Source organism: Viridibacillus sp. FSL E2-0187, assembly GCF_038006425.1.
Lineage (GTDB): Bacteria > Bacillota > Bacilli > Bacillales_A > Planococcaceae > Viridibacillus > Viridibacillus arvi.
Window position 1 is genome coordinate 370,177 of the sequence record NZ_JBBOVG010000001.1, and the last position, 20,392, is coordinate 390,568.

Below are 20,392 nucleotides of genomic sequence, written 5' to 3' on the forward strand. Positions count from 1 at the left end.
AAGGGGAGCGATTATTATGACAGAGAAATTAGCGAATATCATTAGAGGCGGTAGCTTTTTAACTGAAGATGTAGAACTTGATCGTGTATTTACGCCAGAAGATTTCACTGAAGAGCATAAAATGATTGCGAAAACGACAGAGGACTATGTGCAAAATGAAGTATTACCAGTCGTTGAAAACTTAGAAAATCATGAGTTTGACCATTCTGTACGATTATTGAAAAAAGCTGGTGAACTTGGTCTTTTAGCCGCAGATGTACCTGAAGAATATGAAGGATTAGGCTTAGACAAAGTAACATCGGCATTAATCGCTGAGAAAATGTCAGTAGCTGGCGGATTCTCTATTACACACGGTGCACATGTTGGAATTGGTTCATTACCAATCGTATTATTTGGTAATGAGGAGCAAAAACAACAGTACTTACCTAAGCTAGCATCTGGTGAGCTAATTGCAGCTTATGCATTAACGGAGCCAGGTTCTGGGTCGGATGCATTAGGTGCAAAAACAGTAGCAAAACTAAATGCAGAAGGCACACATTATGTATTAAACGGAGAAAAACAATGGATTACAAACGCTGGTTTTGCTGATGTATTCATCGTATATGCGAAAATTGATGGCGATAAATTCTCAGCATTCATAGTAGAACGCAATTATCCAGGTGTTTCTGTCGGTGCAGAAGAAAAGAAAATGGGGATTAAATCTTCTTCAACTCGAACACTAATTTTAGAAGATGTAAAAGTACCAGTTGAAAACCTACTTGGTGAAGTAGGGCGCGGTCACATTATTGCATTTAACATTTTGAACATCGGTCGTTACAAATTAGGTGTGGGATCAATTGGTGCATCAAAGCGTGCTCTTGAATTAGCGATTTCGTATACAAACCAACGTCAACAATTTAAAACACCTATTTCATCTTTCAATTTAACGAAAGAAAAACTATCAACAATGGCTTCAAAATTATATGCTACTGAAAGTTTAATCTACCGTACAGTAGGATACTTTGAAGATCGTATGGGTCAATTAAGTGAAGAAGAACAAAAAGACGGTAAAGCGATTGCAGCATCAATTGCAGAATATGCTATTGAATGTTCTATCAATAAAGTTTTTGGTTCTGAAACACTTGACTATATCGCTGATGAAGCAGTGCAATTACATGGTGGATATGGTTTCATGCAAGAGTATGAAGTAGAGCGCATTTACCGTGATTCACGTATTAATAGAATTTTTGAAGGAACAAACGAAATTAACCGTTTCATCATACCTGGCACGTTTATGAAAAAAGCAATGAAAGGTGAGTTACCTTTATTGCAACAAGCGCAGAGCCTACAACAAGAGCTTTTAATGCTAATGCCTGAAGAAATTGGTGATGAGCCATTAGCACAAGAAAAGCATCTTGTGAAAAATGCGAAAAAAATCGCTCTATTAGCAGCTGGTCTTGCTGCACAAAAATATGGCCCGAAATTAGATGCCGAACAAGAATTACTAGTGAACATTGCGAATATCGCTAACCAATTATTTGCAATGGAATCTACTGTGTTACGTACAGAAAAAGCTATTGCTCGTGATGGGTTAGACAAAGCAAGCCAAAAATTACTATATACTCAAATCTTCTGCCAAGAAGCATTTGAAGAAATCGAAAAAGAAGCAAAAGAAACAATCATTACAGCTGTAGACGGAGACAATGCTCGTATGATGTTATCTGCGCTTCGCAAACTTACTCGTAACAATCCTTACAATGTTATTGCGAAGAAACGTGAAGCATCAGTTAAACTAATTGCTGCTGAGAAATTTGTTGTCTAAAATAAGCTAGTTGAGAATCCGAACACAACTTTTGTGTTCGGATTTCTTGCTTGTATACTATACTCCCACTACAATAGAATTAAATAGTTTGGAAAAAGGAGCATGTATATGTCTATTTTATTCATTCAATATCCAAAATGTACAACTTGTCGTAAAGCAAAAGCATGGTTAGACGAAAATGGCGTAAAGTATACAGATAAGCACATCGTTGAAGAAACACCTTCTAAAGAGGAATTAAAACAGTATCTAGATGCTAGTGGTTTACCATTGAAGAAGTTTTTTAATACTTCAGGGATGAAGTATAGAGATCTACAATTGAAAGATCGACTGGCTGATATGTCGGAAGATGAGCAATTAGAATTGCTTGCTTCGGATGGTATGTTAATCAAGCGTCCAATCGTTACAGACGGTAAAAAAGTGACGTTAGGATTTAAAGAATCAGACTTTGAACAGACATGGAAATAACACAGACATATGCTTGTTTTTACAATGGAAATATGTCAAACTTAAAGTGAATATAATTACATATTTGGAGGGGTATTCATGAGCACACCAAAAGACTTACGCTATTCTGAAGAACATGAATGGGTAAAAACTGAAGACGGAAAAGTACGTATCGGTATTACACATTTCGCACAATCTGAACTAGGCGATATCGTTTTTGTTGAACTTCCACAGGTTGGCGACGAATTAGTAGCAGACGAACCATTCGGCAGTGTTGAATCTGTAAAAACTGTATCAGAACTTTACGCACCGATTTCTGGTAAAGTTGTTGAAATTAACGAAGAGCTTGAAGAAAGCCCAGAGTTCGTTAACGAATCTCCATACGATAAAGCATGGATGGTTGTAGTTGAACCAGCTGATAACGCTCAAGTTGATGCATTATTAACTGCAGAACAATACGAAGCAATTATCGAAGAATAAGATCTGAAAACGCCGTGCATTTGCTCGGCGTTTTTTTAAACTTGGTAAACGACAAAAAGTATTTGTTAGGAGGGTATATATGACTTTTAACAAACTGATTATCGTAGAAGGGCGCCAAGATAAGTTGCGAATCGCGCCAATATTAGCAGAGAACATTCCGATAATATGTACGAATGGAACAGTTAGTGCAAGCCGATTAGAAGAGATTTTGGCACCATATGATGACTGCGAAATGTATGCATTTTTTGATGCTGACTCATCGGGTGATAAGCTCCGTGCTCTTTTTAAAAGAGAGTTCCCAAATGCTCGTCACCTACACACCTCCTCTACTTATAAACAAGTAGAAGCTACTCCTAGAAGACATTTAGCTAGAATATTATTGGCGGCAAATTTTACAGTTCATAAAGAATATCTAATAGTATAGGAATGAAGAAGATGGAAGAATGGTCACGTGAACAATGGGAAGAAACTATGAAAACCTCCTCGCTTTCGGCTTTTTATTTGTATACACCATTATGTGGTACATGTGCAGTTGCGTCGAAGATGATGGAAGTAGTAGAGCATGTCGTTAGCGATATTCCTATTGGTAAAGCGAACTTGAATTATATACAAGATGTAGCGTTTGATTATGAAGTAGAAAGTGTTCCGTGTTTGATTATTTCGAAAAACGGGAAAATTCACGATAAAATTTATGCCTTTCAATCAGTACCTTTTTTGTTTGAAAAATTACGTCAAAACGATTGACGTTAAAGCAATAGCGTGATAAAGTAGCAAACATAACTAATTAAATATAGTCGTTACTCTTATTTAGAGAGGTGGAGGGAAGTGCCCAATGAAGCCCGGCAACCGTCATATTTATATGGCACGGTGCCAAATCACACAAAGTATTTACTTTGGAAGATGAGAGAACGGTTTTACGTATATAGCTTTGCGTTAAACCCTTCTGTTAATCTGCAGAAGGGTTTTTTTAGTTTCTAAGAGATGCCAGTAGAAAGTGCATACTTTTTAGTTTTAAAATAAAGGTGGTATGACAGTGATTCAGTTAGAAAATGTAATGAAAAAATATAAAACTGCTAACGGAGAGTTAACCGCTGTCAAAAATGTGAATTTATCTGTTGAAAACGGAGAAATATTCGGCATTATTGGATACAGCGGAGCGGGTAAGAGTACGCTCATTCGTTTATTAAATGGTTTGGAGCAACCGACAACAGGAAAAGTTGTTGTGAATGGTCAGGAAGTTTCGTCGATTAAAGGAAGTGCGTTACGTAATGCACGTCAAAAAATCAGTATGATTTTCCAACATTTCAATTTACTCTGGTCACGTACTGTTGAAGAGAATATTGCATTTCCATTAGAAATTGCAGGTTTATCTAAGGCGGAACGTCAGAAAAAGGTATTAGAACTTATTGAATTAGTCGGTTTAAAAGGCAGAGAAAAGGCATATCCTTCTCAATTATCAGGTGGTCAAAAGCAACGTGTAGGTATTGCTAGAGCACTGGCAAATAACCCAGAAGTATTGCTTTGTGATGAAGCTACTTCAGCACTTGATCCTGAAACTACGGATTCAATATTAGATTTATTAGTTGATATCAATGAAAAATTAGGCTTAACAATCGTACTTATCACACATGAAATGCATGTCATTCGTAAGATTTGTCATCGCGTGGCGGTAATGGAAGCTGGACAAGTTGTTGAAAATGGTGATGTCCTAGAAGTATTCCAATCACCACAAGCAGACGTTACAAAACGATTTGTATCTCAAATTACTGATACGAATGAACGTAAAGAATCAATTGAACAAATTATTGAAAACTACCCATCAGGAACACTTGTAAAATTAACGTTTGTAGGCTCTTCAACTGGCCAGCCAGTTATTTCACATTTAAGTCGTGAACTTAATTTAGACGTGAATATTGTCCATGGTAATATTTCGCAAACGAAAAGTGGACCATATGGTACGCTGATTATTCAGTTAGATGGCAATAATGATAATGTACAAAAAGCAGTCACATATATGAATGAACATGGAGTAAAAACGGAGGTGATCGAAAATGCTTAATGATCTCTTCCCGAATGTACAATGGGATAGAATGTGGGAAGCAACGATAGAAACACTGTATATGACAGGCGTTGCTACAGTTTTCACATTTATCATTGGTTTAGCTTTAGGTATTTTGCTGTTTTTGACAAGCCCTCAGCAATTATGGGCAAATAAATTAGTAAGTTGGTTAACAGGTTCGATCGTGAATATTTTCCGTTCGATTCCATTCATTATTTTAGTGATTCTATTAATACCATTTACGAAACTATTATTAGGCTCAATTCGAGGTCCCAATGCCGCATTACCAGCTTTAATTATTGGAGCAGCACCATTCTATGCGCGTATGGTTTTAATTGCGTTAAAAGAAATTGATAAAGGTGTCATCGAAGCGGCACGTTCAATGGGTGCAAAAACTTCTACGATTATCGGTAAAGTGTTAATCCCAGAATCATTACCCGCATTAGTTTCGGGTATTACTGTAACAGCTATCGCACTTGTTGGTTACACAGCAATGGCAGGTGTTATTGGGGCAGGCGGACTAGGGACATTAGCGTTTTTAGACGGTTTCCAAAGAAGTCAAAACGATGTAACTTTTGTTGCAACAATCCTTATTTTAGTAGTGGTATTTATTATTCAATTCGTCGGCGACCTTATTACGGCGAAAATTGATAAAAGATAATTTGGGCTTATACGGTATAACCGATCACATATAACTAAACAGTAAAAAGGAGCGTTAAGAACATGAAGAAACTTGTAGCAGGAATCCTTACAGGAGTATTAGCCCTAAGCTTAGCAGCTTGTGGTAAATCCGAAGAGAAATTAGTAATCGGTGCAGCTAATACACCACATGCAGAAATTTTAGAAAAAGCAGAGCCATTACTTGAAAAAGAAGGTATCAAGCTGAAAATCGAAAGATATCAAGATTTTGTTTTACCGAACAAAGATCTGGCGAATAAGGATTTAGATGCTAACTTTTTCCAACACATCCCTTACTTAGAACTTCAAAATAAGCAAAATGGATATGATTTTGTAAATGTTGGTGGAGTGCACGTCGAGCCAATCGGTATCTATTCTAAAAAATATAAAAAACTCGAAGATCTTCCAGAAGGCGCAACAATTCTTCTGAGTAATTCAGTTTCTGACCATGGTCGTATGTTATCTCTACTTGAAGCAAAAGGACTTATCACGTTAAAAGAAGGCGTAGATAAAACTGCAGCTGAAATTAAGGATATAACAAAGAACCCAAAAAACTTAAAATTCGATGCAAACACTGCACCTGAAATGCTTGTACAAATGTATAAAAATGACGAAGGTGACGCGGTATTAATCAACTCTAACTTCGCGATTGATGCAGGTATAAGCCCAGGAAAAGACGCAATTGCATTAGAAGATAAAGAATCAGATTACATTAATGTGATTGCTGTTCGTAAAGAAGATGAGAATAACGAGAAGATTAAAAAATTAGTTAAAGTGCTTCATTCAAAAGAAATGCAAGACTATATATTAAAAGAATGGAACGGGGATATTGTTCCTGTATCTGAATAAGAAACATTTGAAACACCCAAGCTTAATAAGCTTGGGTGTTTTTATATATTTATAAGTTAAATAACAATATTTAGGGAATTATACTACAGAAAGATTGTATGCCTTACAGTTACTTGATTAACACAACCTAATTAAAATAATCTGAAAATACTTAATATTCCGGATTATCATTGTGCTATTCACTTTAATAAGTGGGTGTGATAGAGTGTGCATATACTTTTAGAAAAGACATATGTATTTATCAGGAGGACAAATTATGAAGATCAAGTTTGGTTTATTACCACGAATCATTGTCGCGATTATATTGGCGGCTTTACTAGGGACTATCATGCCGAAAGACGGCGTTCGTATATTCGCAACCTTCAATGGTATATTCGGGAATTTCTTGAATTTCGTAGTACCATTATTAATCGTCGCATTTATTGCGCCGGGAATTGCACAATTAGGTAAAGGGTCTGGAAAGCTGTTAGGGTTAGCTACTTTCTTTGCTTACTTCTCTACTTTAATCGCTGGATTCTTTGCATTCTTTGTTGCTTCAAATGTTTTACCTAATTTAATTTCAACTTCTGGTAGTGAGCAATTTGCTAACCCAGAGAAATTTTTAGCGAAATCATTTGTAGTAATCGATATGCCACCATTGATGGACGTTATGACGGCACTATTATTAGCCTTCATCCTAGGGATTGGAATGGCATCTATCAATAGTGAATTTATGAAAAAGTTCTTTGATGAGTTTAATTTGATTATTGATAAAGTAATTTCGAAAGTTATTATTCCTTTATTACCTATTCATATTTTTGGTATTTTCTTAAATATGACTTTTGCTGGTCAAGTAGCAAAAATACTATCAGTTTTTGCATTAGTATTTTTATTAATTATTTTAATGCATTTATGTATCTTGGTATTACAATACGTAGTGGCAGGCGCTATTAATAAGAAAAACCCGTTCTACTTATTGAAGACGATGGCACCGGCATATTTCACAGCTCTTGGTACACAATCATCAGCTGCGACGATTCCGATTACATTAAAGCAAGCACGTAAGACAGGTGCTTCTGAGAGAGTAACAGGTTTCACTGTCCCACTATTTGCAACAATTCACTTATCAGGTAGTACAATTACATTAACAACATGTTCAATTGCTGTAATGATGTTAAATAATCATGCGTATTCATTAACTGAAATGATACCTTTCATCTTCATGTTAGGTATTGTAATGGTTGCAGCACCAGGTGTACCGGGTGGCGCAGTAATGGCTGCGACAGGAATTCTTCAATCAATGTTAGGTTTTGATGAAACTATGGTGGCGTTAATGATAGCTCTTTATCTCGCGCAAGATAGTTTTGGTACAGCTACAAACGTAACAGGTGACGGTGCACTTTCAATGATCGTTGACCGCTTCAGTAAAAAAGAAATTTCATAATAGTAATTTAGGCTTCTATATTGATCGGAAAAACAGTGCATTTCATATTTGAAATGCACTGTTTTTATGCGTTTGGGAGGGAAAGTGACAATTTAGTGGAGACCAGTAAGAATTGAACTAATTTTAAGGGGATAAATGTATAACTGAATTAGAAAGAACGTACAAATTTAGAAAAGAGATTTAATTTACTTGGTTTATGGAAGATTACCGACACTCAAGAATCGAGTACACTAGAGCAACGTTTTTTATAATCAATAGTAATTTGTTTTATTTCCATAAATGTTAAGGAGGAATAAAATGAAAATCGGATTAATCGGTGATAGTTTAACTGAAGGGCGTCCTGGCGTATCATTCGTTAACATTTTAAGAAGTAATTATCCAGATATTACATTTGTTAATCATGGCAAACCAGGGGAATCGACTAAAAGTTTGTTTGCTCGTCTAACTAAAACTACATTAGAAACCGATTATGATCTTTCTTTTCTTTGGATTGGAGTAAATGATGTTTATTCAAAATTGTTGAGCGTTCAAGCACAGCCTGTGGCAAAAGATCGCGAGGAATTCGAAGAATATTATAGAAAAGTTTTAGATTTCGTTTTAGCATCTGCTAATAAAGTAATTGTTGTTACTCCAGCATTAGTAGGTGAAGATGTTACAAGTACTTCTAATAAAGAGATTAAGGAATTATCTGTCCTAATTGAATCCATTAGTAGTGAACATGAAAATGTCAGTTGTCTTAATTTGCAATCTGTATTTGAGGGGTACATTGATAAAGTCTATAGTTCGGATTACATCAGTACGAAAGTGATGAGAGTTATGAAGGATGTTCTACTATATAAAAAAACATCTAGAATTGACGCATTATCAGAAAAAAGAGGACTTCATTTTACTTTGGACGGGGTTCATTTAAATAGTAAAGGTGCTCAAATTGTAGCAGACGCTTATTCATCTTTGATAGACCAATTAATAATTGACGAAAAAGAGGTACGCGATGGAGAACCTTATGAGGTCTAAAGAAATTGTCCATGCAAACGATGCTTACTTTTGCTGTTATGAATATAAAGAAGCTCGCCACTTAAACATGACGTCAGCTGAATAGTGGTTTCTTTGCACTTTGTGTATTTGATTCTTCATCATCTTCCATCATCTCAAAAATATTGTTTTATAGTAGACTTCAGTTGATTGGAGCGGAGAGCGGCGACTCCAGCGGGAAAAGCGGGATAGTCGAGACCCTGGACTGAGCAAAGTGAAGGAAGCGGCTCGGCCCCGTCCGCGGAAAGCGTCCGCACGCAGTGGAAATCAACGCTCTTACGGATTCTTCGAGTTTGTATAAAGTCTGAACGGCAGTGATTTTACTGCCGTTTTTATTTATGAAAAATATAACTTGTTAGTTCTAACCCTGAGCTAGGTAGAATTATTCTTCGTATAGTGAATCATAATGCGCCGAACTATTTAAATTGAGTCAACAAAGAGAAGAAGTTATTTACAAAATTTAAGAAAACTTTTTCAGAAGGAGCTAAATCACGATTAGTAGGAGAAATAATACCGACCGTTCTCGTAAACTCTGGTGAAACTAGCGGTAACTTTACAGTACGTCTAGGCGTGGAGTCATAAAAGGCACTTTCAGGTAACAAACTTATGCCGATCCCTGCAGCAACTAAACCTTTTAAAGCATCCATATCTTCACCCTCTGAAGTGATTTTTGGTGTGAAACCAACAGATTTACAAGCTTCAACTGCTACTTTATTGAGAATATAACCTTCGGGGAAAAGAACAAAATCTTCATTCCGTAAATCAGATAAATGAATGGACTCCTTTTGGGCTAAAGAATGAGTAGCAGGTAATAAGGCTGCAATATTCTCTGTAAATAAGATGGTCGTATTGATGGCATCGTCTTTTTGTGGAAGTGGGCCAAGGAACGCTAGGTTTAGTTCTCTGTTTTTCACTGCATTTATTAGATATCGATAAGAGCCTTGGCGCAGATGGAATGATACATTCGGGTGCTCCTTTTTAAATGCTGAAATAACAGTTGGCAACAAGAAGCTTGCTAAGCTCGTAGGGAAACCGATTTTGATCGTGCCTTTTTCTGGATCCAAGTATTCGTCGATTTGCTTTTTGGCAAAATCGATTGCTTGTAAGGCTGCAATGCTATGCTCGAGAAATATTTTACCAATTGGCGTCAGTTTGACATTTCGCCCAACCCGCTCAAACAGCTTTGTGCCGAGTTCTTCTTCTAAATTTGCTATTTGACGGCTTATCGCAGATTGAGCAACGTGTAAGTTTTCGGCAGCTTCAGAAATATGTTCAAGCTCCGCAACCGCGACGAAATAGCGTAATTGGCGTAGTTCCATCGTATGTCATCTCCCATTCATCTAATTTATAGATTAATAATATATAAATTATATATTGTTTATATCAATTTGAAAAACTAAAATAAATTTAAGTCACTTTTTAAGTGAAGAGGGAGGGATTTACATGACATTTCATCAACTTCCAACAGCACAGGGATTATACTCCCCACAATTTGAGCATGATGCCTGTGGTATTGGTTTATATGCTCATCTAAAAGGTAAAGCCACTCATGACATCGTAATGAAGGGGTTAGAAATGCTGTGCCGTTTGGATCATCGTGCAGGGCGAGGTAGTGACGGCAAAACAGGTGATGGGGCTGGATTAATGGTCCAAATTCCGGATGCATTTTTCAGAGCGATTTGTACTGAGTGGGCTTTACCTGAACAAGGACGCTACGGCGTCGGGATGTTATTTTTTACTCAAGATCTCACTGAACGACAAGATATAGAGAATAAGATGAATGAATTGATTGCTGAGGAAGGCCAAGAGTTAATAGGCTGGAGAACAGTACCGATCAACATAGACCCTTTAAGTGACACTGCTAAGAAAACAGCACCAGTTGTACGCCAAGTGTTTATTAAAGCGGCTAATGTCAGTGATTCCCTCGCCTTCGAGCGTAAGTTGTATCTAGTTCGTAAGCAAACTGAGCACTGGGCAACAAAAAATGACAAGAAGTTTTATTGTGCAAGTTTTTCGAGCCAAACAATGGTTTTCAAAGGATTGCTGACACCTCAAGAAGTGCACGAATTTTACATGGATTTGCAAGATGAGCGGTTTGCATCAGCATTTTCATTAGTTCACTCACGTTATAGCACGAACACATTCCCGAGCTGGGAGCGTGCACATCCGAATCGCTACATTATTCACAACGGGGAAATTAATACATTACGTGGCAATATTAACTGGATGAAAGCACGTGAACAACAATTTGTCTCAGAAGCATTTGGGGATGATTTAGAAAAGCTTCTACCGATTGTTGACCAGAGCGGTAGTGATTCGTCAATGCTCGATAACGCTTTTGAGTTTTTCGTTTTAGCAGGGCGCACGCCGGCACATACAGCAATGATGATGATACCAGAACCTTGGACTGAGAATCCGCATATTTCAGAAGAGAAAAAAGCGTTTTATGCGTACCATAGCTGTTTAATGGAACCTTGGGATGGGCCAACAGCGATTTGCTTTACTGATGGTAAGCAAATAGGTGCGATTTTGGATCGTAACGGTTTACGACCAGCACGCTATTATGTCACAAAGGACGACTACATCATTTTCTCATCAGAAGTTGGTGTAGTTGATATAGAGGAAGAAAATATCGCTTATAAAGAACGTTTAAGCCCGGGGAAAATGTTGCTTGTTGATTTAGAACAAGGACGGATTATTTCAGATGAAGAGTTAAAATCAGATATTGCAGGGGAAAAGCCATATACACAATGGTTAGAAGAAAACCTTGTGACTGTGAAGACGAAAGAAGATCAACCTGAGGACATGATGGATTTACTTTTCCGTCAAAAGGTCAATGGTTACACTTATGAAGATATTCACAAATATATCGTACCAATGGTAGCTGAGGGGAAAGACCCCCTTGGCTCAATGGGGAATGATACACCGCTAGCGGTATTATCAGATCGTCCACAATCATTATTTAATTATTTTAAACAGCTTTTTGCGCAAGTGACAAATCCACCAATCGATTCGATTCGTGAGCATATTGTGACGTCTACAATGACGGTTTTAGGGGCAGAAGGTGACTTGCTACATCCAACAGAAAAAAATAGCAGTCGTATTTTCCTAGAAACGCCGGTTCTTACAAACAGTCAATTACAGCAATTAATAGTAAATGAAAATGAAAATTTCAAAAGTGCATTATTGCATCTTGATTTTTCAGAAGAATTAGAAAATGAATTGGCTAGGCTGACAAAAGATGCCGATAAAGCGATTGCTAAAGGTGCTCAACTACTCGTGTTATCAGACCGTCTTTTACATGCAGAAACACCGACTATACCAGTGTTACTAGCTGCTAGCTGTTTACATCAGTATTTGGTGAAAACAGGAAATCGTACAAAGGTAAGCATTATTATAGAATCTGCTGAAGTACGTGAAGTGCATCACTTTGCAACTTTAATCGGCTACGGGGTAGATGCGATTAATCCGTATTTAGCATTTGCTTCAATTTATCAAGCGATTAAAGATGGTCATCTGTCACAAACATATGATGAAGCTGTTGCCAAATATACAAAAGCTATTGCAGATGGTGTTGTTAAAGTTATGTCTAAAATGGGCATTTCAACAGTTCAGAGTTACCGTGGTGCTCAAGTTTTTGAAGCAGTGGGTATTAGTAAAGACGTTATTGCTAAATATTTCACAGGAACAGCTTCTCAATTAAGCGGAATTGATTTAGAAACAATCGGTAAAGAAGCGCTTCGTAAGCATGCTGAAGCAGTTCACTCTACTGAGCAAGTGTTGCAATCGGGCAGTGATTTTCAGTGGAGAAGTACGGGTGAACATCATGCCTTTAATCCGAAAACAATCCATACATTGCAATGGGCAGCACGTAAAGGGGATATCGGCCTTTACAGACAATATGCTGAAATGGCAAATGAAGAACGAATTGGTTTCTTACGTAATTTATTTACATTTAAAAAAGCACAACGCCGTATTCCAATAGAAGAGGTAGAATCAGTTGCATCAATAGTAAAACGCTTTAAAACAGGTGCTATGTCATTTGGGTCATTAAGTCAGGAAGCGCATGAAACATTAGCTATTGCGATGAACAGATTGGGCGGTAGAAGTAACAGTGGTGAAGGTGGGGAACACCCAAGTCGTTACGAAATAGATGCTAATGGGGATAATCGTCGAAGTGCAATTAAACAAATTGCTTCAGGTCGTTTCGGTGTGAAAAGCCATTACTTAGTGAATGCAGATGAATTGCAAATTAAAATGGCACAAGGGGCAAAGCCTGGTGAGGGTGGACAGTTACCTGGCAACAAAGTATACCCATGGGTAGCTGATGTTCGTGGTTCAACTACAGGTGTAGGATTAATATCACCCCCACCACACCATGACATCTACTCCATTGAAGATATGGCAGAATTGATTCATGATTTGAAAAATGCTAATCGTCATGCACGTATTAGTGTGAAACTTGTTTCAAAAGCTGGGGTTGGTACCATTGCTGCTGGTGTTGCGAAAGGTGCGGCAGACGTAATAGTTGTTAGTGGATATGACGGTGGTACAGGAGCTTCACCAAAAACGAGCATTAAGCATACCGGATTACCATGGGAGCTTGGTCTTGCAGAGGCGCATCAAACGCTGATGTTAAATGGTCTACGTGATCGCGTCATTTTAGAAACCGATGGTAAGTTGATGACAGGTAAAGATGTTGTGATGGCGGCTTTACTCGGAGCTGAAGAATATGGTTTTGCAACAGCTCCTTTAATCGTCCTAGGTTGTGTAATGATGAGAGCGTGTCACTTAGATACATGCCCAGTTGGGGTAGCTACTCAAAATCCTGAGTTAAGAGCGAAATTCATGGGAAATGCGGATCACGTCGTAAATTTTATGCAATTTGTTGCTGAAGAAGTACGAGAACATATGTCTATGCTCGGTTTTCGTTCAATGGATGAGATGATTGGTCGCACAGATGTTTTAGAAATTAGTGACCGAGCTATGAATCATTGGAAAGCAGGTCAATTAGATCTTTCAGCTTTATTGTATCAACCTAAAGGACCTCGTACTCAGCAAGTGATGCAAGATCATAAAATCGAAGAATCTCTTGATATGCGTGAAATTCTTGGTGCAGTTGAGGAAGCTATAATAGATGAAAGACCTATAAAGCTGCATTATCCGATTAAAAACACAGACCGAGTTGTAGGCACTATTATCGGAAGTGAAATTTCGAAACGTTATGGTGAAAGAGGTTTAGTTGACGAGACAATTTCACTTCAATTCACAGGTTCAGCTGGGCAAAGTTTCGGTGCATTTATTCCTAGAGGGATGTCTATGTATGTAAATGGCGATGCGAATGATTACTTCGGTAAAGGGTTATCAGGAGGTAAAGTGGTCGTTTCCGCACCAATAAAAGGCGATGTTGAGAAAAATGTCATTGCCGGAAACGTTTGTCTATACGGTGCTACGAGTGGTAAAGCATTTATCAATGGCCGAGCAGGAGAACGTTTTGCAGTCCGTAATAGTGGAGCGGATATCGTTGTTGAAGGAATAGGAGATCATGGTTGTGAGTACATGACTGGAGGTCATGTTGTTATTTTAGGTGATGTAGGTAAGAACTTTGGTGCGGGTATGTCCGGTGGTATCGCATACGTATTAGTAGAGGATGAAAAATCTTTCAAAGAAAAGTGCAACATGGAAATGATAGGCTTTGAGGATTTAGATAATGAGGAAGAAACTAAATTTGTCCGCGCGTTAATTGAGGAACATATTTTGAACACAGATAGTTCAAAAGCCAAAACAATCTTAACCGATTGGCCACAGTCTGTTGCTAGATTTATAAAAGTTGTTCCCGCAGACTATAAAAAAATGATTGATCGTATTAGGGATTTCAAGGCTGAAGGTTTATCTGCAGATGATGCAGAGATGAAAGCATTTTTAGCTACTTCTAAAAAAAAGGAAGTAGTGCTTTCCAATAAATAATCGAGGAGGGGTTCTAGATGGGGAAACCAACTGGGTTTATGGAATATAGTCGAGAAAAAGCAAAAGAACAACAACCACTAGAGCGCATTAAGAATTGGAAAGAATATGCTTCAAGATTAACCGATGAAGCTCTTCAAATCCAAGGTGCTAGATGTATGGATTGTGGGACACCTTTTTGTCATATGGGAATTGAGATTCGCGGTACAGCTGCAGGTTGTCCGATTAATAATGTCATCCCCGAGTGGAATGATTTAGTATACAAAGGTAAATGGAAGGAAGCATTAGAACGTTTATTGCTTACAAATAACTTCCCGGAATTCACAGGCCGCGTTTGCCCAGCTCCATGTGAAGGTTCTTGTACATTAGCAATTACAGACCCTGCAGTTGCAATTAAAAGCATTGAACGTACCATTATAGATAAAGGGTTCGAAAATGGCTGGATTCAACCACGTCTGCCTAAATTACGAACTGGGAAAAAAATTGCCGTCATTGGTTCAGGGCCAGCAGGACTTGCTGCAGCGGATCAATTAAACCAATCAGGGCACTCGGTTACTATTTACGAGCGAGCTGACCGAGCGGGTGGCTTACTTATGTATGGAATTCCGAATATGAAACTCGAAAAAGACGTTGTAGAACGCCGAATTCAATTATTAATGGAAGAAGGCATAGAGTTTGTCTTAAATACAGAAGTAGGTAAGGATATTACAGCTGAACAGTTAAAGGCCGAGTATGATGCAATCATCTTGTGTACTGGTGCAACTAAACAACGCGCTCTTCATATGGAAGGAAGCGAGTCAGAAGGGGTTCATTTAGCAATGGACTATTTAACTTCAACATCTAAGAGTTTACTGGATTCTAATTTTGCAGATGGTAAGTATATAAATACAAAAGGTAAGGATGTCATTGTTATTGGTGGTGGTGATACCGGTGCTGACTGTGTAGCTACAGCAATTCGTCAAAATTGCAATAGCGTCGTACAATTCGGTAAACATCCTCAGTTACCGGTCAATCGTGCTGCCGATAATTTATGGCCAACTGATCCTCATATTTATAAATTAGATTATGCCTATGCTGAAGCGGATGAAAAGTATGGTAAAGACCCGCGAGAATATTGCATCCAAACAAAGAAAATAGTGGCGGATAAAAAAGGTCGAGTGAAAGAATTACACACGATCCAAATGAATAAAGTTATTAATGATGAAGGTTACGCTTATTTTGAAGAAGTACCTGGTACTGAAAAGGTATGGCCTGCGCAACATGTATTCGTTGCAATCGGCTTTGAAGGTGTGGAGCACGCTTTACCAGAACAATTTGGTGTAAAAGTAACGAATAATAAAATTGCGTCAATAGGGAAAAAATATGCTACTAATGTTGATGGTGTTTTTACAGCAGGTGATGCACGTAAAGGTCAAAGTTTAATCGTATGGGCGATTAAAGAAGGCCGTGGTGTAGCGGAAAGTGTTAATGCATATTTAACAGAATACGCCGTTTTATAATTTGAGAATGACTAAAAAAGCCTGTTCAGCAGGCTTTTTTTTATGCGAAAAATAGCAATGTATCGGATTAAAATTAGTCAGTAAACAATAATATCTGTCGAATGAAAATATTAGAAAATACATAAATTCACAGAAAAATAAGGTTATCACTATACTGAGAGTGAAATCGATTCTCAATTAGAGTATCTGTATTGAAAATGAATTGATTTTTTAGAAATAGCAAAGAATTGCTAGAATACTTGATATAAAGCTAGTGGACATCTACTGTTTAAAGGGGAAATGAGAATAATTTTCAAAAGATTTGCAAGCCACTTCTTTTTAAGTTAAGATTAGAATGATATTAAATTAGAAATGGGAAACCATTCATTGAACTTTAAATGGAGGTAATGAAATGTCAACATTAGTAATCACAGATCTTCATGTCGAAATTGACGGAAAAGAGATTTTAAAGGGTGTAAATTTAACACTTAATACAAACGAAATCCATGCAATCATGGGTCCTAACGGTACGGGTAAATCTACTTTAGCTTCTGCTATTATGGGTCACCCAAAATATGAAGTAACTTCAGGTTCAATCATGCTAGATGGTGAAGACGTTCTTGAAATGGAAGTAGACGAACGCGCTAAAGCAGGTCTTTTCCTTGGTATGCAATACCCATCAGAAATTTCTGGTGTAACAAACGCTGACTTCTTACGTTCTGCTATTAACGCACGTCGTGAAGAAGGTGACGAAATTTCATTGATGAAATTCATTCGTGAATTAGATAAAAAAATGGAATTCCTTGAAATGGATTTAGATATGGCTCAACGCTACTTAAACGAAGGTTTCTCTGGCGGTGAGAAAAAACGTAACGAAATTCTACAATTAATGATGATCAAACCTAAATTCGCTATTTTAGATGAAATTGACTCTGGTCTTGATATCGATGCATTAAAAGTTGTTTCTAAAGGAATCAACGAAATGCGCGGCGAAGGCTTCGGCTGCTTAATGATCACTCACTACCAACGTTTACTTAACTACATCACTCCAGATAAAGTACACGTTATGATGCAAGGTAAAGTTGTAAAATCTGGTGGAGCTGAATTAGCTCATAAACTTGAAGCTGAAGGTTATGACTGGATTAAACAAGAATTAGGCATTGAAGACGAAGAAACTGCTGAACAAGAAGCATAAGAAGGGGGACGAGCAGAATGACGGTTGAAACAAAATTGGCGGTAACCGCTCAAGACGTACGCTCCTTCTCTGAAGCGAACAATGAACCAAGCTGGTTAACTGAGCTTCGTGAAAGTGCACTAGCGAACGTAGAAACGCTACCATTGCCAAAACCAGATAAAACTAATATTACAAAATGGAATTTCACAGAATTCCCAGCGCATGTTGTAGAAAGTACAACATATGCATCACTAGCTGAACTTCCTGAAGAAGTGAAGTCAATTGTAGATGTTGAAAACCAACATAACATCTATATCCAACACAATAATACACCTGCATACTTGGAGCTTTCAGAAGAGCTAAAAGCACAAGGTGTTATTATGACTGATATTATCACAGCAAGTCGCGAACATAGTGACCTAGTGAAAAAATATTATATGACAGAAGGCGTAAAAGCTGATGCTCACAAACTAGCTGCATTACATGCTGCATTAGTAAACGGTGGTGTCTTCGTTTATGTTCCAAAAAACGTCATCATTGAAGAACCTCTTCAAGTTGTGTTCTTACATGACAATGCAAAAGCTTCATTATTCAATCATGTATTAATTGTTGCTGAAGCAAACAGTTCAGTTACATATGTAGAAAACTATCTTTCTACTGTTGACGAAGCAACTGGACAAGCAAACATTATTGCAGAAGTTATCGTAAATGATAATGCAAAAGTGGTTTTCGGAGCGGTAGATGTACTTGCTAAAGGTTTAACGACTTATGTTAACCGCCGCGGTATTTTACACCGTGATGCAACTATTGAATGGGCTGCAGGTTTAATGAATGACTGCGATACAATCTCTGAAAATATTTCACATTTAATCGGTGACGGTTCAAATGCTGATAGTAAATCAGTAGTTGTTGGTCGCGGAAGTCAAAGTCAAAACTTCACAACTGAAGTTCGTCATTGGGGTAAAGCATCTACTGGTTACATCCTTACACACGGTGTAATGAAAGATTCTTCTCGTGCTATTTTCAATGGCATTGGCAAAATTGAGCACGGCGCTACTAAAGCAGATGCTGTTCAAGAATCACGTGTGTTAATGTTTAGCGAAGATGCTCGTGGTGACGCTAACCCAATTTTATTAATCGAAGAAGACGATGTAACTGCTGGACACGCAGCTTCTGTTGGACGCGTTGACCCAATTCAACTGTATTACTTAATGAGTCGCGGTATTGCGAAAAAAGAAGCTGAACGTTTAGTTATTCACGGATTCCTTGCGCCAGTTGTAAACAAATTGCCTATCGAGGGTGTTAAAAAGCAACTGACGGAGGTTATCGAAAGGAAAGTTCGCTAATGATCAAAGATGACATTCGAAGCTATTTCCCGATATTAAATCAAGAAATTAACGGGCACCCGCTTGTTTATCTTGATAGTGCTGCAACTTCTCAAAAGCCAATTCAAGTAATTGAAGCAATCAAAAATTATTACGAATTTGAAAATTCAAATGTTCACCGTGGTGTACACACACTTGGGAACAGAGCAACAGATTCTTATGAAGGTGCTCGTGAAAAAATTCGTAAATTTATCAATGCAAACTCGACTGAAGAAATCATCTTCACAAGAGGTACTACAACTGCACTAAATATAGTTGCACAAAGTTATGGTCGTACACATTTAGGTGAAGGCGATGAAATCGTCATCACTTATATGGAACACCATTCTAACTTAATCCCTTGGCAACAACTTGCGAAGGAAAAAGGCGCGACATTAAAATATATCGATTTAGAGTCAGATGGTACTTTATCATTAGAAAAAGTGCGCGCAACAATTACTGACAAAACAAAAATTGTCTCAATGGCATACGCTTCAAATGTCTTAGGTACGATCAACCCAATCAAAGAGATTACTGCAATTGCTCATGAGCATGGTGCTGTAATGGTCGTTGATGGGGCACAAGGTGTACCGCATTTTAAAACAGATGTGCAAGATTTAGATTGTGATTTCTTAGCATTCTCTGGGCACAAAATGTGCGGGCCAACTGGTATTGGTGTATTATATGGTAAAAAAGCGCTTCTCGAAAACATGGAGCCGGTTGAATTTGGTGGCGAGATGATCGATTTTGTAGGTCTTCATGAATCTACATGGAAGGAGCTACCTTGGAAATTTGAAGGTGGTACTCCAATCATTGCTGGAGCTATTGGGTTAGGTGCAGCTATTGATTTCCTTCAAGAAATCGGCATGGACACGATTGAAAAACACGAACATGATTTATCGCGTTATGCTATTCACCATATGCAAACAATTAAAGGTTTATCAATTTATGGACCACAAGATCCTGCAAAACGTTCAGGTCTTGTAACATTTAATTTAGATGATGTACATCCACATGATGTAGCGACTGTTCTAGATATGAATGGTATTGCTGTACGTGCTGGACATCATTGTGCACAGCCTCTGATGAAATGGTTACAATGTACTGCAACTGCACGTGCTAGCTTCTATATTTATAATAATGAGGAAGATATTGACCGTCTTGTTGCAGGGTTGCGCACTGCGAAGGAGTATTTTGCTGATGTCTTTGAATAATTTAGATCAACTTTACCGTTCAGTTATTATGGATCACTATAAAAAGCCAAGAAACAAAGGGGCTCTTGAAGGTAGTAATGTCACTATCGATATGAACAACCCTACTTGTGGCGACCGTATCCGTTTAACTTTACAAGTAAATAATGGCATCGTTGAGGATGCTAAATTTGATGGAGAAGGTTGTTCCATCTCAATGTCCTCTGCTTCCATGATGACTCAAACAGTCAAAGGGAAAACAGTTGAGGAAGCTCAAAACCTAGCACATATTTTCTCTGATATGATGCTTGGAAAAGAATATGACGATTCAATCGATTTAGGTGATGTAGAAGCACTTTCAGGTGTTTCGAAATTCCCAGCTCGTATTAAATGTGCAACTTTAGCTTGGAAAGCGATGGAAAAAGGCGTACAAAACGAATCTGAAAATAAATAAAT

Annotated in this window: 16 protein-coding genes, 1 pseudogene and 1 riboswitch; of the genes and pseudogenes, 16 read left to right on the plus strand and 1 reads right to left on the minus strand. The window is 37.8% G+C overall.

Going from position 1 to position 20,392, the window contains the following annotated elements; all coding sequences use genetic code 11:
* The first annotated feature begins 16 nt into the window (after positions 1 to 16).
* The 10 genes and pseudogenes from MHH85_RS01710 to MHH85_RS01755 all read left to right on the plus strand — a co-directional run.
* The gene (locus tag MHH85_RS01710; RefSeq protein ID WP_340705774.1) at positions 17 to 1,801 is read left to right on the plus strand and encodes an acyl-CoA dehydrogenase family protein; all 1,785 of its coding nucleotides are present in this window, start codon (positions 17 to 19) and stop codon (positions 1,799 to 1,801) included.
* A 108-nt stretch (positions 1,802 to 1,909) separates the two neighbouring features.
* Positions 1,910 to 2,266 carry an arsenate reductase family protein gene (locus MHH85_RS01715; protein WP_193740856.1) on the plus strand — a complete coding sequence of 119 codons (357 nt, stop codon included), beginning with the start codon at positions 1,910 to 1,912 and terminating at the stop codon, positions 2,264 to 2,266.
* Positions 2,267 to 2,344: 78 nt separating this feature from the next.
* Positions 2,345 to 2,725 (plus strand): glycine cleavage system protein GcvH, encoded by a 381-nt coding sequence (gcvH, locus tag MHH85_RS01720; protein ID WP_038188701.1) that lies wholly within the window; start codon positions 2,345 to 2,347, stop codon positions 2,723 to 2,725.
* Between the two features lie 79 nt (positions 2,726 to 2,804).
* Positions 2,805 to 3,149, plus strand: coding sequence for a hypothetical protein (locus tag MHH85_RS01725; RefSeq protein ID WP_053418651.1), 345 nt, complete (start codon positions 2,805 to 2,807; stop codon positions 3,147 to 3,149).
* An 11-nt stretch (positions 3,150 to 3,160) separates the two neighbouring features.
* Positions 3,161 to 3,469, plus strand: coding sequence for a thioredoxin family protein (locus MHH85_RS01730; RefSeq protein WP_340705775.1), 309 nt, complete (start codon positions 3,161 to 3,163; stop codon positions 3,467 to 3,469).
* A gap of 56 nt (positions 3,470 to 3,525) precedes the next feature.
* A riboswitch (SAM riboswitch) is annotated at positions 3,526 to 3,632 on the plus strand.
* Between the two features lie 126 nt (positions 3,633 to 3,758).
* Positions 3,759 to 4,784, plus strand: coding sequence for a methionine ABC transporter ATP-binding protein (locus tag MHH85_RS01735; RefSeq protein WP_340705776.1), 1,026 nt, complete (start codon positions 3,759 to 3,761; stop codon positions 4,782 to 4,784).
* A complete protein-coding gene (locus tag MHH85_RS01740) occupies positions 4,777 to 5,445 on the plus strand; it encodes a methionine ABC transporter permease (protein WP_340705777.1) in 669 nt (222 codons plus the stop codon). Before MHH85_RS01735 ends, MHH85_RS01740 begins: the two co-directional genes overlap by 8 nt.
* A 62-nt stretch (positions 5,446 to 5,507) precedes the next feature.
* Entirely contained in the window at positions 5,508 to 6,311 is an 804-nt protein-coding gene (locus tag MHH85_RS01745; RefSeq protein WP_193740853.1) for a MetQ/NlpA family ABC transporter substrate-binding protein, read from the plus strand.
* A 256-nt stretch (positions 6,312 to 6,567) separates the two neighbouring features.
* Complete coding sequence (locus tag MHH85_RS01750) at positions 6,568 to 7,734, plus strand: dicarboxylate/amino acid:cation symporter (RefSeq protein ID WP_193740852.1); 1,167 nt, start codon at positions 6,568 to 6,570, stop codon at positions 7,732 to 7,734.
* A gap of 297 nt (positions 7,735 to 8,031) precedes the next feature.
* A pseudogene (locus MHH85_RS01755) lies at positions 8,032 to 8,664 on the plus strand (SGNH/GDSL hydrolase family protein); the annotation flags it as partial.
* 518 nt (positions 8,665 to 9,182) lie between these two features.
* Here MHH85_RS01755 and MHH85_RS01760 read toward each other — a convergent pair.
* The gene (locus tag MHH85_RS01760) at positions 9,183 to 10,085 is read right to left on the minus strand and encodes a LysR family transcriptional regulator (protein ID WP_193740851.1); all 903 of its coding nucleotides are present in this window, start codon (positions 10,083 to 10,085) and stop codon (positions 9,183 to 9,185) included.
* Between the two features lie 124 nt (positions 10,086 to 10,209).
* Here MHH85_RS01760 and gltB point away from each other — a divergent pair, with 124 nt between their 5' ends.
* From gltB to sufU, 6 genes are all read left to right on the plus strand, one after another.
* Complete coding sequence (gene gltB, locus MHH85_RS01765) at positions 10,210 to 14,733, plus strand: glutamate synthase large subunit (protein ID WP_340705778.1); 4,524 nt, start codon at positions 10,210 to 10,212, stop codon at positions 14,731 to 14,733.
* Between the two features lie 17 nt (positions 14,734 to 14,750).
* Complete coding sequence (locus MHH85_RS01770; RefSeq protein WP_340705779.1) at positions 14,751 to 16,229, plus strand: glutamate synthase subunit beta; 1,479 nt, start codon at positions 14,751 to 14,753, stop codon at positions 16,227 to 16,229.
* A gap of 391 nt (positions 16,230 to 16,620) precedes the next feature.
* A complete protein-coding gene (gene sufC, locus MHH85_RS01775) occupies positions 16,621 to 17,403 on the plus strand; it encodes a Fe-S cluster assembly ATPase SufC (RefSeq protein ID WP_053418641.1) in 783 nt (260 codons plus the stop codon).
* A 17-nt stretch (positions 17,404 to 17,420) separates the two neighbouring features.
* A complete protein-coding gene (gene sufD / locus MHH85_RS01780) occupies positions 17,421 to 18,728 on the plus strand; it encodes a Fe-S cluster assembly protein SufD (protein WP_340705780.1) in 1,308 nt (435 codons plus the stop codon).
* Complete coding sequence (locus MHH85_RS01785; RefSeq protein ID WP_340705781.1) at positions 18,728 to 19,960, plus strand: cysteine desulfurase; 1,233 nt, start codon at positions 18,728 to 18,730, stop codon at positions 19,958 to 19,960. Before sufD ends, MHH85_RS01785 begins: the two co-directional genes overlap by 1 nt.
* On the plus strand, positions 19,947 to 20,390 hold the full coding sequence (gene sufU, locus MHH85_RS01790) for a Fe-S cluster assembly sulfur transfer protein SufU (protein WP_038188609.1): 444 nt from the start codon (positions 19,947 to 19,949) through the stop codon (positions 20,388 to 20,390). Before MHH85_RS01785 ends, sufU begins: the two co-directional genes overlap by 14 nt.
* Positions 20,391 to 20,392 lie beyond the last annotated feature (2 nt).

What these genes read in the sequence shown, in the direction of transcription:
- MHH85_RS01710 (WP_340705774.1), top strand. Translation starts at nt 17, where the DNA reads ATGACAGAGAAATTAGCGAATATCATTAGAGGCGGTAGCTTTTTAACT.
- MHH85_RS01715 (WP_193740856.1), top strand. Translation starts at nt 1,910, where the DNA reads ATGTCTATTTTATTCATTCAATATCCAAAATGTACAACTTGTCGTAAA.
- gcvH (WP_038188701.1), top strand. Translation starts at nt 2,345, where the DNA reads ATGAGCACACCAAAAGACTTACGCTATTCTGAAGAACATGAATGGGTA.
- MHH85_RS01725 (WP_053418651.1), top strand. Translation starts at nt 2,805, where the DNA reads ATGACTTTTAACAAACTGATTATCGTAGAAGGGCGCCAAGATAAGTTG.
- MHH85_RS01730 (WP_340705775.1), top strand. Translation starts at nt 3,161, where the DNA reads ATGGAAGAATGGTCACGTGAACAATGGGAAGAAACTATGAAAACCTCC.
- MHH85_RS01740 (WP_340705777.1), top strand. Translation starts at nt 4,777, where the DNA reads ATGCTTAATGATCTCTTCCCGAATGTACAATGGGATAGAATGTGGGAA.
- MHH85_RS01745 (WP_193740853.1), top strand. Translation starts at nt 5,508, where the DNA reads ATGAAGAAACTTGTAGCAGGAATCCTTACAGGAGTATTAGCCCTAAGC.
- MHH85_RS01750 (WP_193740852.1), top strand. Translation starts at nt 6,568, where the DNA reads ATGAAGATCAAGTTTGGTTTATTACCACGAATCATTGTCGCGATTATA.
- MHH85_RS01760 (WP_193740851.1), bottom strand. Translation starts at nt 10,085, where the DNA reads ATGGAACTACGCCAATTACGCTATTTCGTCGCGGTTGCGGAGCTTGAA.
- gltB (WP_340705778.1), top strand. Translation starts at nt 10,210, where the DNA reads ATGACATTTCATCAACTTCCAACAGCACAGGGATTATACTCCCCACAA.
- MHH85_RS01770 (WP_340705779.1), top strand. Translation starts at nt 14,751, where the DNA reads ATGGGGAAACCAACTGGGTTTATGGAATATAGTCGAGAAAAAGCAAAA.
- sufC (WP_053418641.1), top strand. Translation starts at nt 16,621, where the DNA reads ATGTCAACATTAGTAATCACAGATCTTCATGTCGAAATTGACGGAAAA.
- sufD (WP_340705780.1), top strand. Translation starts at nt 17,421, where the DNA reads ATGACGGTTGAAACAAAATTGGCGGTAACCGCTCAAGACGTACGCTCC.
- MHH85_RS01785 (WP_340705781.1), top strand. Translation starts at nt 18,728, where the DNA reads ATGATCAAAGATGACATTCGAAGCTATTTCCCGATATTAAATCAAGAA.
- sufU (WP_038188609.1), top strand. Translation starts at nt 19,947, where the DNA reads ATGTCTTTGAATAATTTAGATCAACTTTACCGTTCAGTTATTATGGAT.